The 14,911-nt window shown below is 67.2% G+C and carries 14 protein-coding genes; 5 read left to right on the top strand and 9 right to left on the bottom strand.

Annotated elements, in window-relative coordinates; genetic code table 11:
• Window positions 1–3 precede the first annotated feature (3 nt).
• The 6 genes from ACO6D5_RS16860 to ACO6D5_RS16835 form a co-directional block, all read right to left on the bottom strand.
• The gene (locus ACO6D5_RS16860) at window positions 4–903 is read right to left on the bottom strand and encodes a carbohydrate ABC transporter permease (RefSeq protein WP_485825994.1); all 900 of its coding nucleotides are present in this window, start codon (window positions 901–903) and stop codon (window positions 4–6) included.
• Entirely contained in the window at window positions 893–1,837 is a 945-nt protein-coding gene (locus ACO6D5_RS16855; protein WP_485825993.1) for a carbohydrate ABC transporter permease, read from the bottom strand. The genes ACO6D5_RS16860 and ACO6D5_RS16855 overlap by 11 nt, the downstream gene beginning before the upstream one ends.
• The gene (locus ACO6D5_RS16850; protein ID WP_485825992.1) at window positions 1,834–2,955 is read right to left on the bottom strand and encodes an ABC transporter ATP-binding protein; all 1,122 of its coding nucleotides are present in this window, start codon (window positions 2,953–2,955) and stop codon (window positions 1,834–1,836) included. Before ACO6D5_RS16850 ends, ACO6D5_RS16855 begins: the two co-directional genes overlap by 4 nt.
• A gap of 1 nt (window position 2,956) precedes the next feature.
• Window positions 2,957–4,378, bottom strand: a complete 1,422-nt coding sequence (locus tag ACO6D5_RS16845) for an ABC transporter substrate-binding protein (RefSeq protein ID WP_485825991.1) — start codon at window positions 4,376–4,378, stop codon at window positions 2,957–2,959.
• Between the two features lie 203 nt (window positions 4,379–4,581).
• A complete protein-coding gene (locus ACO6D5_RS16840) occupies window positions 4,582–6,000 on the bottom strand; it encodes an amidase (RefSeq protein ID WP_485825990.1) in 1,419 nt (472 codons plus the stop codon).
• Window positions 6,001–6,062: 62 nt separating this feature from the next.
• Window positions 6,063–7,295 carry an ABC transporter substrate-binding protein gene (locus ACO6D5_RS16835; RefSeq protein WP_315845651.1) on the bottom strand — a complete coding sequence of 411 codons (1,233 nt, stop codon included), beginning with the start codon at window positions 7,293–7,295 and terminating at the stop codon, window positions 6,063–6,065.
• 160 nt (window positions 7,296–7,455) lie between these two features.
• Between ACO6D5_RS16835 and ACO6D5_RS16830 the strand changes: the two genes are divergently transcribed.
• The 5 genes from ACO6D5_RS16830 (at window position 7,456) to ACO6D5_RS16810 (ending at window position 11,783) form a co-directional block, all read left to right on the top strand.
• Window positions 7,456–8,340 (top strand): LysR family transcriptional regulator, encoded by an 885-nt coding sequence (locus tag ACO6D5_RS16830; RefSeq protein ID WP_315845666.1) that lies wholly within the window; start codon window positions 7,456–7,458, stop codon window positions 8,338–8,340.
• Between the two features lie 89 nt (window positions 8,341–8,429).
• The gene (locus ACO6D5_RS16825; protein ID WP_006228027.1) at window positions 8,430–9,422 is read left to right on the top strand and encodes a branched-chain amino acid ABC transporter permease; all 993 of its coding nucleotides are present in this window, start codon (window positions 8,430–8,432) and stop codon (window positions 9,420–9,422) included.
• A gap of 9 nt (window positions 9,423–9,431) precedes the next feature.
• Window positions 9,432–10,313 (top strand): branched-chain amino acid ABC transporter permease, encoded by an 882-nt coding sequence (locus ACO6D5_RS16820; protein WP_315140639.1) that lies wholly within the window; start codon window positions 9,432–9,434, stop codon window positions 10,311–10,313.
• Between the two features lie 20 nt (window positions 10,314–10,333).
• Window positions 10,334–11,041, top strand: a complete 708-nt coding sequence (locus ACO6D5_RS16815; RefSeq protein ID WP_006228029.1) for an ABC transporter ATP-binding protein — start codon at window positions 10,334–10,336, stop codon at window positions 11,039–11,041.
• Window position 11,042: 1 nt separating this feature from the next.
• Window positions 11,043–11,783, top strand: a complete 741-nt coding sequence (locus ACO6D5_RS16810; protein WP_485825989.1) for a branched-chain amino acid ABC transporter ATP-binding protein — start codon at window positions 11,043–11,045, stop codon at window positions 11,781–11,783.
• 57 nt (window positions 11,784–11,840) lie between these two features.
• Here the strand turns inward: ACO6D5_RS16810 and ACO6D5_RS16805 are convergent, their stop codons facing one another.
• The 3 genes from ACO6D5_RS16805 to argJ are packed head-to-tail and all read right to left on the bottom strand — an operon-like array spanning window position 11,841 to window position 14,895.
• Entirely contained in the window at window positions 11,841–12,803 is a 963-nt protein-coding gene (locus ACO6D5_RS16805) for a Nudix family hydrolase (protein ID WP_315845653.1), read from the bottom strand.
• The gene (locus ACO6D5_RS16800) at window positions 12,796–13,662 is read right to left on the bottom strand and encodes an ATP-binding protein (protein ID WP_315845654.1); all 867 of its coding nucleotides are present in this window, start codon (window positions 13,660–13,662) and stop codon (window positions 12,796–12,798) included. Before ACO6D5_RS16800 ends, ACO6D5_RS16805 begins: the two co-directional genes overlap by 8 nt.
• Window positions 13,663–13,668: 6 nt before the next feature.
• The gene (gene argJ / locus ACO6D5_RS16795) at window positions 13,669–14,895 is read right to left on the bottom strand and encodes a bifunctional glutamate N-acetyltransferase/amino-acid acetyltransferase ArgJ (protein WP_315845655.1); all 1,227 of its coding nucleotides are present in this window, start codon (window positions 14,893–14,895) and stop codon (window positions 13,669–13,671) included.
• Window positions 14,896–14,911 lie beyond the last annotated feature (16 nt).

Genomic DNA, 14,911 nt, shown 5'->3' with positions numbered 1-14,911 from the left:
GTCCTAGTCCGTGTTGCTCGTCACGGGATCGACGATGTTCAGGTTGGTGATGAAGCGCTGGAACAGCATGGCCAGCGCCAGCGGGGGCAGGGCGGCGAGCATGCTGGCCGCGGCGAAGAGCCCCAGGTCGGCGCGGAACCCCGGCATCAGCGGCGACAGGCCCAGCAGCGAGGCCGACAAGGTCTGCGCGGACGTGCCGCCGGTAAGCACAATGGCGAACAGCAGGTCGTTCCAGCCCACCAGGAACGCGATGATGAAAGCCGCGGCGATGCCGGGCAGCGCCATGGGCAGCGTCACATGGCACAGCATCTGCCAGCGCGTGCAGCCGTCCATGCGCGCGGCCCGCTCGATTTCCACGGGCAGCGACGCGAAGTAGCCCATCAGCACCCAGGACAGCAGCGGGATCACGGCGGTCAGGTACACGATCCACAGGCCGAACAGGCTGCCCGCCAGGCCGATGGCGGCGAAGAACACGTAGTACGGGATCAGGAGCGCGATGGGCGGCAAGGTGCGCGAGGCCAGCAACACGTACAGCAGCGGGCCCTTGAACGGGAAGTCGAACCGGCCCAGCACATAGCCCGCCAGCGTGGCGATGGCCGTGCCCACGGCCGCCGCAGGCAGCGCCACCAGCGCGCTGTTCACGAAGCCTGTCATGATCGCCTTGGTCTGCCCGCCGAAGATCGAGTCCGAGGTGGACAGGCCCAGCACGCGCAAGTAGTTCTCGAAGGTGAACCCGCCCGCGTTGTGCGCGACCCCCATGATGATGGCCGATTCGTCCATGAAGGACGCCTTCAGCGTCCAGTACAGCGGGAACAGGCACCAGAACGCGACGAGCGCCACGCCGGCGCCCACCACCCAGGGGCGCCAGCCTTCGCCGGTGACTTTCGCGGCATCACTGCGCATGGGCGTCTCCTTGAGGGCGCTTCTTGCGGATCAGCATGAAGTAGGCGGTGGCCAGCAGCAGCGACAACACGGTCAGCAGGAAGGCGGCGGCTGAGGCCAGGCCGTACTTCGAGAATTCGAAGTTGTAGCGGAAGATCAGCAACGGCAGGATCTGCGTGGACGTGCCGGGCCCGCCGCGCGTCAGCGAGAACAACAGGTCGAACTGCCGCACCGCTTCCACCGTCATCACGACCAGCACGATCAGGGTCGTGTGCTTCAAATGCGGCAGCGTGATGTGCCGGAAGCGCGACAGCGGGCCCGCGCCGTCCACACGCGCCGCCCGGTACAGGTCGCGCGGAATCGTCTGCAATGCGGCCAGGTAGAAGAAGCTGCCCAGCGGCGCGATATGCCAGACGAACGCCAGGGCGACCCAGAACAGCGCCCAGTCGCTGGCCAGCCAGACCGTGGCCGCGTTGGCCAGGCCCAGCGGCGCCAGCAACCCGGTCAGGGCGCCGAAGCTGGGGTTGAGCAGGAACGAGAACACGGTGGCGGTCACGACCTGGGACATCGCCCAGGGCAAGAGCGCCAGCCCGCGCACGAGGCCGCGCAGCGGCATCTCTTCGTTCAGCACCAGCGCGATTCCCAGCGCGGCGGCGAACGAGCCCGCCACGCACATGGCGACGAAGCCCAGGCTGCGCCAGATCGCGTCGATGACGGCGGGGTCGGACAGCACTTCGCCGTAGAGGTCCGCGCCGACGAACTCTTCCGTGCGCAGGATGGCGTTGGTGTCGTGCAGGCTGAGCCAGAACGAATAGCCCAGCGGCACGCCGATGATCAGCGTGTTCAGTGCATACACCGCCACGATCACGGTCAGCGCGAAGCCCAGGTCGGACATTTCGCGGCCACCTTGGCGCACCGGCGCGGGGCGGGCGGGCGACAGGCTGGCGGCGCTCATGAGCGCGGCTCCTCGCCGCCGTGCACGCGCAGACCCTGGGCGTCGAACAGGTACAGGCGCGTGGCGGGCAACGCCAGCGCGATGGGCGCGCCGACTTCGTAGCGGCGTTCGGGCGGCAGGCGCGCGCGCAGGCGCGGGCCGTCTTCCGCGCCGACCGCCACATCCACGAACTGGTCGGGTCCCACCGGCTCGACGGCCCAGACGCTGCCTTCGAGCAGCAGGCCGTCGCCCGCCAGCGGCGCGGGCGCCATGGCTTCGGGGCGGATGCCCAGCGTGGCCGGGCTGCCTTCCGGCAGGGCGCGCGCGGCGCAGTGCAGGGCGGGCGGCAGCACGTGGCGTCCGCCCGCGGTCTGCAGCGCGGGGGCGCCGTCGTGCGCATGCAGCGTGCCGCGCAGGAAGTTCATGCCGGGGTTGCCGATGAAGTCGGCCACCTCCGTGTTGGCGGGCCGGCGGTAGATGGTGTCGGGGTCGGCGAACTGCAACAGATTGCCGCCCGACATCACGGCGATGCGGTCGGCCAGCGTCATCGCCTCGACCTGGTCGTGCGTGACGTAGATGAAGGTGGCCTGCAGCGTACGGTGCAGCCGCTTGAGTTCCACCCGCATGTCCGTGCGCAGCTTGGCATCCAGGCTGGACAGCGGTTCGTCGAACAGGAACAGGTCCGGGTTGCGCACCACCGCACGGCCGATGGCCACGCGCTGGCGCTGCCCGCCCGACAACTGGTAGGGCTTGCGGTCCAGCATCGATTCCACGCGCAGCAGGCGGGCGGCGCGGTCCACGCGCACGCGCACCTCGGCCGCCGGCATCTTCTGCATGCGCAGCGGAAAGCCGATGTTCTCGCGCACGGTCATGTGCGGATACAGCGCGATGCTCTGGAACACCATGGCCACGTTGCGCCGGTGCGGCGGCACCTGGTCCACGCGCCGGTCGGCGATGCGGATCTCGCCGTCCGTGGGCGTGTCCAGCCCGGCGATCATGTTCAGCGTGGTGGTCTTGCCGCAGCCCGAGGGCCCGAGCAGCACCACGAATTCGCCATCGCGGATGTCCAGGTCCAGCGAGCGCACGGCCTGGAAGTGGGTGTAGGCCTTCTGGATGCCTTGCAGGGATACGCTGGCCATATCAGCTCCGCTTGAGGATCTTGGCGTACTTCTTGTAGAGCGCGTCCCAGCGGGCGCGCAGTTCGGTCGCCACTTGCGCCGGCGTCTTGGACCCCTTGATCAGCATGTCCTGGGCGATCATTTCGTGCATGCCGGTGTCCCATTCCTGATACCAGGGCGCCTTCAGGACATGGGCGGCGACGGCCTTCTCGCGGCCTTGGAACAACCACTGGTAGACCTGTTCGGCCTGGGGCGGGTACATCCACTTCATGATGGCCGCCTTGCTGTCCGCGTCGCGGTACAGCTCGGGAAACGGCACTTCCAGGTTGGCCTTGGCGATCCAGTTCTTGTGCGTGGTCAGCTGGCCCGCCTTGTCGCGGTAGCCGAAGTACTTCACCAGTTCCCATAGCGCGGCCTGCTCGGCGTCCGTGCGCTTGCGGGTCGACATGCATAGCAGCGCATGGCCCACCAGCACCGTATCGTGGGTGGCGCCCGGCACGACCGGGTTGTAGCTGGAATACGCGGCGATCTGGCTCTTGGCCGGATCGTTGTAGTTGAAGCTGTAGTAATCGATATTCAGGTGGAAGGCGTGCTGGCCTTTCATCCATGAACTGGATGTCTCGGTGCCGGACCAGGTCAACACGGCGCGCTGCACCAGTTCGTCGTCCCACCAGCGCTTCCAGTCCGTCAGGACTTTGACCAGCGGCGTGTCGCCGCCGAAGGTGGCGCGCAGGTCGTCGTCGACGAAGCGTTCTCCTTCGGCAAAGCACTGTGCGATCAGGGCCCACGGCAGGCCGGTCCAGGCGTTGTACCAGGGCATCAGCATGGGATGCTCGGACAGGCCCGCTTTCTTGATCTCGCGCGCCTGCTTTTCGACCGTGGCCCAGTCTTGCGGATAGTCCGCCGCGTTGGCGGTTCCCCCGAAGCCGGCTTCGGCGAGCATTTTCTCGTTGCGAAACAGCGCGAACGGGCCGCCGTTGTAGTACGTCAGGCCCAGATAGCGGCCGTCGGTGGCGCGGGCGTCGTCCACGATGCCGGGGAACATCTGTTTCTGGATGTCGGCCAGGCCCGGCATGTCGTCGATCGCCCGGATCCAGCCTGCCGCGTACCAGCGCGACGCCTGGCCGCGTTGCGCATAGAACATGTCCAGCGGGGCCTTGGCGGCCAGCTGGGTTTCCAGCACCGCGGCGTAGTCGCCGGGAATGGGCGACAGGTTCACCGGCACGCCGCTTTCCTGCGTGAAGCGCGCCGCGCCTTGCTGCACGATTTCACTGCCCCACGGCCAGAAGGCGAAGGTCAGCGGCGAGGGCGCCTGGGCCGCGGCCTGCAGGGGCCAGGCGCCTGCCGCCAGACCGGCGGCGCCGGCCAGGCCTGCGGCGCTGCGCAACAGGAAGTCGCGGCGGGCGGGATCCGCCTGGCCTTCAAAGGGGGAACGCTTGAGCATGCTGGACTTCCTTGCGGTTGAGAAGACGACAAAGAGAGGGTGCAGCGAAGACGTGTGGCCGGTGTTGTGACCATGTGGTCACATTCCGGATTCAAGATATTGCTTCGGGAGGGCCGGCAGCAAGGGGGGAGTTTCCCTAGGAGGGCGGGAGAGGGTGCGCCGACGGCGGGTGCCGCCGGCGTGTCGTCAACGGGCCTGTCGACTTACAGCCCGATGGCCTTCAAGTCGGGGTGGCGGCGATGCCAATCGGTCACGGCCTGGAAGGCCATGCCGATCTTGCCCAGCGTGCCTTCGGCATTCGGCTTGCCCAGCAGTTGCACGCCCAGGGGCAGGCCGCCGGCGGTGAAGCCGGCCGGCAGCGCCAGTCCCGACGCGTTGACGTAGTTGCCCGCGCGGGTGAAGGCAGCCAGCGGCGTGGCGGCTTCATCCACGTCGGCCAGCAGGCGGGCGCCAAACGGGGCGCAGGGCGTCAGCACCGCATCGATGTTGTGCATCCATGCCAGCCATGCCTGGCGTGCCTGCGCGTGCGCCTGCAGCGCGGCGATGTAGTCGGCGGCAGACACGCCCTTGCCGGACAGCACGCGGGCGCGCACATATTGGCCGATGGGCAGCGCAGCGTCTTCGATGTATTCGCGGTGCATGGCGTAGGCCTCGGCGGCGATGATCTGGCCGTTTCGCAGCATCATCTCGCGGAAGTCGAAGGGGAAGGGCATTTCGGCCACCTCGGCGCCCAGGTCGACGAGCACGCGCCGCGCGTCGTCCAGGGCAGACAAGGCGTCGGCTTCCACGGCGATGGGGTGCTGCGACGGCGGCATCAGCGCGATGCGGATGCCGCGCAACGGTTGCGCGCCGTTGGCGGGTTCCTGGAACTGGAAGGCGGGCAGGCCTTGCGTCAACGGGTCCTGCGCATCGGGACCTGCCATGAGCGCGGTCAGCAGCATCGCGTCGCGGGTATCGCGCGTGAGCGGGCCGATGGAATCCAGCGTGGTCGACAGCGCCACCGCGCCATGCAGGCTGATCAGCCCGCGCGTGGTCTTCAACCCCGTGATGCCGTTCAACGCGGCGGGAATCCGCACCGAGCCGCCGGTGTCCGACCCCAGCGCGGCAGGCGCCAGGCCGGCCGCGACGGCTACGCCGGACCCGCTGGACGAGCCGCCTGGAATGCGCGGCGCCTGCAAATCCCAAGGGTTGCGCGGCGTGCCCATGACGGGGTTCGTGCCCCAGCCGCCGAACGCGAATTCGACCATGTGGGTCTTGCCCAGCATCACCATGCCGGCGTCCAGCAGGCGGGTCACCGCGGTTGCCGTGGCGCTGCTGCGGCGCTCGCGCCAGGCCTCGGAGCCGGCGGTGGTGACCTGGCCCTGGATGTCGCACAGGTCCTTGACGGCCACCGGCACGCCGTCCAGCGGGCTGAGCAGGCCATAGCCAGCGCGGCGGCGCGCATCGGCGGCCTCGGCCAGGCGCAAGGCGCTGGTGTTGTCCACGCTGACATACGCGCCCAGCGCCGGATTGGCCTGGGCGATGCGGTCCAGGAAGTGCTGCGTCAATTCCACCGAGCTGTAGCGGCCCTTGGCCAGGCCGTCGGCCAGCTCGCCGAGCGTGGCAAATTCAATTTCAGACATGTTTTCCTCAGGTTGGGGGGCCGGCCGTGCGGGGCGCGCGCGGCCGGCTGCGCAAAGCGCGACTAGCGTTTGGTCCAGTCAGGGGCGGGGTAAACGGGTTTCGTCGTGGCCACGTCCGCGGGCCACACGGGCACCATGCCCTTGCCCGGCAGCAACTGCACCACCGGGAAGGGCATCAGCAGCTGCTTGCCCGTGTCGTCGATGGCGTAGGGGCCGGCCATGACCGTGATCTTGCCGGACAGGTCCATCGATGCCTGCTTGAGCGCCGCGGCGTCCGTGGAGCCGGCCTTCTTCACGACCTCTTCCGTGACCGCGCCCGCGCCGTAGGCCAGCGCCGTCTGGAAATCGGGCGGGAACTCGGCCTTGGGGAAGCGCTGGTCGTAGGCGGCCGCGAACTGTTCGCGGCTCATGCCGGCGTTGACGTTCCAGTTGATCGCGGGGTGGTAGTTGGTGTGGCTGTAGATGTAGTTCGCGTCCGCGCCGATGGCCTGGAACTGCGGGGTCGACGCATACACCATGAACACGTACGGGAAGTTGATGTCCAGCTGCTTCATCTGGCGCGTCATGCTGATCAGGTCGCCCTCGTAGGAGGTCGGCACCAGTGCTTCGGCGCCTGCGGCGCGCGCCTTTTGCAGGATGGTGCTGAAGTCCTTCTGGCCCTTCGGATACTTCTCGAACATCACGACCTGCATGCCGTTCTTCGTGGCCTGTTCGCGGCCGCCTTCAGCCAGGCCGGCGGGGAACGGTTCGTCGGAATACAGCAGCGCCACCTTCTTCACGCCCTGGTTGGCCGCCAGCTCCATGTTGGCGCGCAGCATGGCGGACACCGGCATCTGGGTGCCCGACACCATGTTCTTGAATCCCTGCTTGTACAGGTCGTCGCTGGCGGCGGACCAGACCATCATGTACTTGCCCAGCCGCTCGGTGACGGTGGCGGCCGCGGCCGTCAACGTGGAGCCGAAAGGCGCGAACACCAGATCCACTTTTTCATCGACAATCAGGCGTTCGTAGACACGCGTGACCATCTGCTTGTCGCTGCGGTCATCCAGCTTGACCAGCTCGACAGGGTATTTCTTGCCCTTCACCTCGATACCGCCGCGGCGATTGACGTCTTCCACCCACAGTTCCACGCCCCGGACGCCGGATTGCGAGGCCAGGGCGAAGCTGCCCGTGGACGAAACCGTCATGCCCACCCGGATCTTGTCCGAGGTTTGGGCGGCGCCGGTGGCGGGCGTCAGGGCGGCGATGGCCATGGCCAGCGCCGGTAAGCGGAACAACCAGGATTTAGCGAACATGGGATGTCTCCAATCGTTATAGATTTGGGGGCCTCGCCCCGCCGCGAAGCAGGGACCCAGAACCCGGTATTGGGCAATAATTGCCCAATACGCGACAAAGCGTATAACAAATAGGCATGGAGCGCACGCCTTGAATAAATTGAATTACCGGCAGACGGAAATGTTGTGGGCCATCGTCATGGCCGGTTCGATCAGCGGCGCGGCCCGGTTGCTGAACATTTCGCAGCCGGCGGTCAGCCGGATGCTGGCCCAGACCGAGAAAAGCATGGGCGTGACGCTGTTCGAGCGGGTGCGCGGGCGGTTGCGCCCCACCTCGCAAGTGCACAGCCTGTTTGAGGAAATCGAAAAGACCCAGCGCATGATGCAGCGGGTCAATGACCTGGCCGACGCGCTTTCCGAGCATGGCACGGGCGTGCTGCGCCTGGCCTCCATTCCCAGCCTGGCGCAATTCCTGGTGCCGCGCGCGGTGGCCCGTTTCCAGCAGCGCCATCCGGAGCTGCTGCTGCGGCTGAATACTTCGGTCCTGCCCAGCCTGATTTCCGACGTGCTGCAGGGCGAAGCCGAGCTGGGGCTGGTGGTGATGCAGGCGGACCATCCCTTTTTGACCTCGCAGCCGCTGCATGTGGGGCGAATGGTGGCGGCCATCCCCAAGGGGCATCCGCTGGCGGGGCAGGCGTCCGTCAGCCTGGCCGACCTGTCTCCGCATCCGCACATCGTGGTGGGCACCCGCATGCCCTTCGGCATGCTGGTGCTGGGTGCGTTCGAGCAGGCCGGGCTGCCGTGCCGCATGTGCGCCGATGTGCCCTGGAGCCAGCTTGCGTGCGCGCTGGTCAATGCCGGGGTGGGTATCGCCATCGTGGATGAATTCACGGTCATGCAGAACACCATGCCGGACGTGGTGATCGTGCCGCTGCAAGAGCGCATTCCCCTGAATATCTCGGCTGTCTATGCCAGCAACCGGGAGCCGTCGCAGATCGCCTTGCGCTTCATCGATGAGCTGCGCGGGGTGCTGGCCGAGGCGTTTCCCGACCCGGATAAGGGTTAGTCCTTAACTTGCAGTTATGGTTTGAACTGTTCATAATCGCCTCCAAATAGAGCGGCCATCCCATCCGAGACGGCCCGGAGGAAGACATCATGAGCAGCAGTCCCGCCCTGGCGGCGGGCGCGGCTTCGCATCGCGCGCAGGATCTGCGCGCCGTGCAGTTGCGCACCCGCATCGCAGTGACCCTCTTCGCCGCGCTGGCCGCCGGCCTGGCCGTCATCCCGATGGCGACCTCGAACATCTCGTTCGCGTTCTACCTGATGCTGTGGATCACCATGGCCAGCGCCATGAACATCTGCGTGGGCTTCACGGGCTATCTGCCGTTCGGCTACGTGGTGTTCTACGGCGTGGGCTCCTACGCCACCGGCATCTGCTACAAGATCATGGGCTGGCCCATCCTGCCGTCGCTGCTGGCCGCCGGCGGCGTGGGCCTGGCGATCGCGCTGCTGCTGGCGCCCACGCTGCGGCTGCGCGGCGTGTATTTCGGCATCGTGAGCCTGGCGCTGGCCACCATCGTCAAGCTGGTCATTTCCGACCTGCCGCAGTCGTTCACCGGCGGCAGCATGGGCATCATCCTGTCGCGCGCCAACAATCCCACGCACAGCTATTACGCCATGCTGATCGTGATGGGCGCCACGTTGGCCACCGTCACCTGGCTGTCGGTGTCGCGGCTGGGCCGCGCGCTCAAGGCCATCCGCGACGACGACGGCGCAGCCGCCTGCGTGGGCATCCACGTCCCCAACACCCGCCTGAAGGCCTGGTTGCTGGCCGCCCTGTTTCCCGCGCTGGCCGGGGGCATCGAGGCCTGGTACACGAACGTCGTCGACCCGGAATACGCCTTCAACGTGCTGATCACGGCCAAGAGCATCATCTACGCGATGGCGGGGGGCTTCGGCACCATCCTCGGCCCGGTGGTCGGGACGCTGGCGCTGGTGGGCATCGACCACATGATCTGGCAGAAATTCCCGGTGGTGAACCTGCTGCTGCTGGGCCTCATCATCGTTCTGCTGATGCTGTTCCTGCCCCGCGGCATCATCGGCAGCCTGATCAAACGCAAGCCGCAACTGCGCCGCTACATCGCCTGAGGACCCGCCATGACCGGACTGCTTATCCAAGGCCTGATCAACGGCCTGATTCTCGGCGCCATCTACGGCCTGATCGGCGTGGGCCTGAACGTCGTCTTCGGCGTGCTGCGGGTGGTGAACTTTGCGCACGGCGAATTCCTGGTGCTGGGCGCGTATTTCGCCTTCTACCTGATGGAATACGCGGGCATCAACCCGCTGGTGGCGCTGCCGCTGGCGTTCGCGGCGTTCTTCCTGGCCGGCTACCTGCTGTACTTCGTCTTGATCCCGCGGTTGTCCAAGGCAGACGATCCCGAGATCAGTTCGCTGCTGCTGATGTTCGGCGTGTCCATCATGCTGGGCGCGCTCATGCTGCTGGCGTTCGACGCCGACGCGCGCTCGCTGCCCTACGAGATCGAACCCGTGTTCCTGAAGTTCGGCCCGGTCCTGATCCCGACGGTGCGCCTGCTGGCGCTTGCCATCGCGCTGGCGATCATCGCCGCGCTGACGGTGTTCCTGTACCGCACGCAGCTGGGCAAGGCCCTGCGCGCCATCATCATGAACCGCGACGCGGTCCGCATCGTGGGCATCAACGCCGAGCGGCTGTCCGCCGTGGCGTTCGGGCTGGGCGTAGGCCTGGCTGCCGCCAGCGGCGTGCTGGTGGCCATGGTGTTTCCGTCGTTCTCGCCGTTCATGGGCAACGACTACACGCTGATCGGCTTCATCGTCATTGTGCTGGGCGGCTTGGGCCACCCGGTGGGGGCCCTGGTCGGGGCGCTGCTGTTCGGCATCACCGAGCAGGTGTCCGTGGTGTTCTTCAGCCCCTCCATCGCCACCATCTGCGGCTTCGCGCTGATGGTCGCCACGATCTTCATCCGGCCCAGCGGCTTGTTCGGCCGCCAGGCGCTGCGTTAACAGCCCCGGGAGACGGACGCATGTTGAAAGTCACGAATCTCAAGAAGCGCTTCGGCGGCCTGGTGGCGCTGCAGGGCGTGGACCTGGAAGTGCCGAAGGGGTCCATCCTGGGCATCATCGGCATGAACGGCTCAGGCAAGACCACGATGCTCAACTGCATCAACGGCATCTATACGCCGGACGAAGGCCGCATCGAACTGGACGGCCGCGAGATCGGCGGACGCCAGGTCCATGAAGTGGCCCGGCTGGGCGTCGGGCGCACCTTCCAGGTGCCGCGCATCTTCCGCCAGCTCAGCCTGCTGGACAACCTGGATGTGGCGCAGCAGCAGGCGGGCCGCAGCGCGGACGAACGCTACGCGCAATCCGAATACTGGCTGCACAAGGTCGAACTGCACCGCCTGCGGCACAACTATGCCGAAGAACTGTCGGGCGGCCAGCAAAAGCTGGTGGAGCTGGCGCGCATCATGGTCGCGCGGCCCAAAGTCGTGCTGCTGGACGAACCGTTCGCGGGGGTGAACCCTGCGCTGGCGCAACTGCTGATCTCGGTGATCCGCGAACTGCCCACCGAGCATGATTGTTCGGTGGTGCTGGTCTCGCACGACCTGACCTCCATCTACCAGCTGTCCCACCACATCATCGTCATGAACGAAGGCGCCATCCTGAGCCAGGGCAACGCCGATCACGTGCGCGCCGACCCTCGGGTGGTCGAAGCCTATCTGGGAGCCTGACATGAGCACCGCCATCCTTGCGCTGGAAGACGTGACCGTGGCCTATCACGGCGACATCACGATCCTGAACCGCATCAACGTCCAGGCGCGCGCAGGCAAGGTCACCGGCGTGATCGGCCCCAACGGCGCCGGGAAGTCCACGGTGCTCAAGACCCTGTTCGGCTTTCTGCCGCCGCGCACCGGGCGCATCACGCTGCGGGGCAAGGACATCAGCGCGCAGCCCTCGCATGAGCGTGCCAGCCACGGCGTGGCGTTCGTGCCGCAGCACCGCAGCCTGTTCGGCGACCTGTCCGTGCACGACAACCTGCTGCTGGGCTGCTGGCCGTTCCGCGGCGACAAGGCGCGGGTGCGCCAGCGCATCGACTCGGTCTATGACCGCTTTCCCATCCTGGCGCAGAAGCGCAACGATCCCGTCTCCAGCATGAGCGGCGGACAGCAGCGGTTCGTGGAATTCGGACGCGCGCTGCTGATCGAACCGTCGGTGATCCTGCTGGACGAGCCCACGGCGATGCTGGCGCCCAAGATCTCCAAGGAAATCTACGCGCTGATCCGGGGCTTCGCGGACGAGGGCATGACGGTGGTGCTGGTGGACCAGAACGTGCGGCGTTGCGCCGAGGTGTCCGACTACATGTACATCCTGGAACTGGGACGCAACAAGGCGGAAGGCTCGCGCGAGGCGTTCGAGGAAGAGGGCGGCCTGCGCGACATGGTCGCCTCGTGGATGGACTACAAGATCGATTGAGGCGTCGGCTGGCGCGTCGATAGGACTCCGCCGGGGCGCGCCCCGGCGGGGCCGGCGTCAGAGGACGCCGCGTATCCCGGCAATGCCATGCGCGCCATGGCGCAGGGCCTGCGATACGGTCTGGGTGGATTGCCCGCCCAGCGCGAAGACCGGGATGCCGGCATCGCGATTGCCTTGCACGAAGCCTTCCCAGCCCAGCGTCTGCGCGCCAGGATGGCTGGGTGTGTCCAGCACGGGACCCAGCACCGCGAAGTCGGCGCCGATGTCGCGGGCATGGACGACCTGCGCATTGTCGTGCGCCGACACGCCGACCAGCGCGGTCTTGGGCAATTCGGGGCGGGCGGTCAGGCGCGCCGCGTCCGCCGTGCGCAGATGCACGCCGTCGGCTTCCTTCCACCATGCGGCAGGGTGCGCGCTGTTGACCAGCACGCGGGCGCCGGCCGCGCGGCAGCGCTTCACCACCTGTTGCAGCACTTCATGCAGCGAGCTTGCGCCCGCGCCATCCGGCCACTGCGGTTCGCGAAACTGCACAAGCTTCACGCCGCGCGCCAGCGCGGCGTCCAGGCGGCCCAGGAACGCGGCCACGCCTGCGCGCGACCCGATCGAGCTGATGCCGTAGGTGGTGGGCAGCTGCAGCCAGCGCAGCGGGGGCAGGGTGGCGGGCAGCAGATCGCCCACCGAGGCCGCGTTGGCCGGATCCACCCATTCCAGGCGCTGGTTCTCGAGGCCTTGCGGTTCGCCTTCCCAGCCGGTGACGTGGCAGAAGGCCAGGCGTACGGTGGTGTGCGGGTAGACGTGCACGTAGGTGACCCACTGGCGCGACTGCGTGACGCGGATGCCGATCTCTTCCTGCAATTCGCGGGCCAGCGCTTGCAGCACGGTTTCGCCCGGCTCCAGCTTGCCGCCGGGCAGTTCCCACCAGCCCGACCACGGCTTGCCTTCGGGCCGCTGGCCCAGCAGCAGCATGCCGTCGGGGCGCAGGATCAGGCCGGCGGCGACGTCGACGATCTTCTCAGACATGGCGGGCCGCCCAATCGCGCGCGAACTGGTAGGCCACCCGGCCCGAACGCGAACCGCGTTCGATCGTCCATTGCAGCGCTTCGGTGCGCGAAGGCTCGATGTGCGCCTCCGGGCAGCCCAGTTCGCGCAGCCAGTGGTAGACGATGTCCAGGTAGTCGTCCTGCTTGAAGGGGTAGAACGACAGCCACAGGCCGAAGCGCTCGGACAGCGAGATCTTCTCTTCCACCGTCTCGCCCGGATGGATTTCGCCATCGGGCTGGTGCTTGGCTTGCAGGTTCTCGCTCATGTATTCCGGCATCAGGTGGCGCCGGTTGGACGTGGCGTAGATCAGCACGTTGTCGCCCGAGGCGGACACCGAGCCGTCCAGCACGGACTTCAGGGCCTTGTAGCCGGGCTCGCCTTCCTCGAATGACAGGTCGTCGCAGAACACGATGAAGCGTTCGGGGCGCGAGGCGACCAGTTCGACGATGTCGGCCAGGTCGCCCAGGTCGGACTTGTCCACTTCGATCAGGCGCAGCCCGCGGTCGCCGTAGGCGGCCAGCATGGCCTTGACCAGCGAGCTCTTGCCGGTGCCGCGGGCGCCGGTCATCAGCACGTTGTTGGCCGGCTTGTGCTCGAGGAACTGGACGGTGTTGCGGTCGATGGTGGCCTTCTGGCGTTCGATGTGCTGAAGGTCCTGCATGTCGATGCGGGCCACGTGGCGCACCGCGTCCAGCCAGCCGCGCGAGCCGCGCTTGCGCCAGCGAAAGGCGTGCGCGCTCCAGTCGATTTCGGGCGTGGCCGGGGGCAGGAAGGCTTCAAGCTGCGCCAGCACGCGCTCGGCGCGCTGGAGAAGGGTGGTGAATTCGCTTGCGCTCATGATGGATCAGGAACGGTAGTCGGCGTTGATGGTCACGTACTCGTGCGAGAAGTCGCAGGTGTAGACCGTGTCGCTCACGTCACCGCGGCCCAGCGCGATGCGCACCGAGATCTCGGCCTGCTTCATCACGCGCTGGCCGTCGGCTTCCTGGTAGTCGGGGTTGCGGCCGCCGTTCTTGGCCACCAGCACGTCGTCGAGCCACAGGCGGATGTTGGACACGTCCAGGTCGTCGATGCCGGCGTAGCCGATCGCCGCCAGGATGCGGCCCAGGTTGGGGTCCGACGCGAAGAAGGCGGTCTTGACCAGCGGCGAATGCGCGACCGCGTAGGCGACCTTCAGCGCTTCCTCGGTGGTGCCGGCTTCTTCGACGCGGATGGTCATGAACTTGGTGGCGCCTTCGGCGTCGCGCACGATTTTCGTGGCCAGTTCCAGCGCGGCGGCGGTCAGGGCCTGGCGCACGGCGGCGTAGGCGGCGTCGGACTCGCTATTGATGTTCACGCCCGACTTGCCGGTGGCGGCGATGATGAAGGAATCGTTGGTGGACGTGTCGCCGTCGACCGTGATGCGGTTGAACGAGGCGTCGGCGATTTCCACGGCCAGGCGGCGCAGCAGCGGCTGGGCGATGCCGGCGTCGGTTGCCAGGAAGCTGAGCATCGTGGCCATGTTGGGGCGGATCATGCCTGCGCCCTTGCTGATGCCGGTGAAGGTCACGGTCTTGCCGTCGATCTGCACCTTGGCCGACGAGATCTTCGGCAGCGTGTCGGTCGTCATGATGCCGTGGGCGGCGCTGGACCAGTGGTCGGCCGCCAGATCGGCGATGGCGCCCGGCAGGCCGGCGACCAGGCGGTCCAGCGGCAGCGGCTCGAGGATCACGCCGGTGGAGAACGGCAGGATCTCGGTGGCCGGCACGCCCAGCAGCTTGCCCAGCGCGGCGCAGGTGTCGTTGGCTTTCTTCAGGCCTTCTTCGCCGGTGCCGGCGTTGGCGTTGCCGGTATTGATGACCAGCGCGCTGATGGGGCCGCCGGCGGCAAGGTGGGCCTGGCAGACCTGCACGGGCGCGGCGCAGAAGCGGTTGCGCGTGAACACGCCGGCCACGCTTGTGCCTTCGGCCAGGCGGAAGACGGTCAGGTCGCGCCGGTTGGCTTTGCGGATGCCGGCCTCGGTGACGCCGATTTCAATGCCGGCAACAGGAAAAATTTCGGACTCGGAGGGGATCTGCAAATTAACGGCCATGACTTCGTCTCTTGAA

Source organism: Achromobacter sp. (assembly GCF_057314935.1).
Note: the sequence above shows the minus strand (reverse complement) of the source record. Positions and strands in the feature narration are given on the sequence as shown.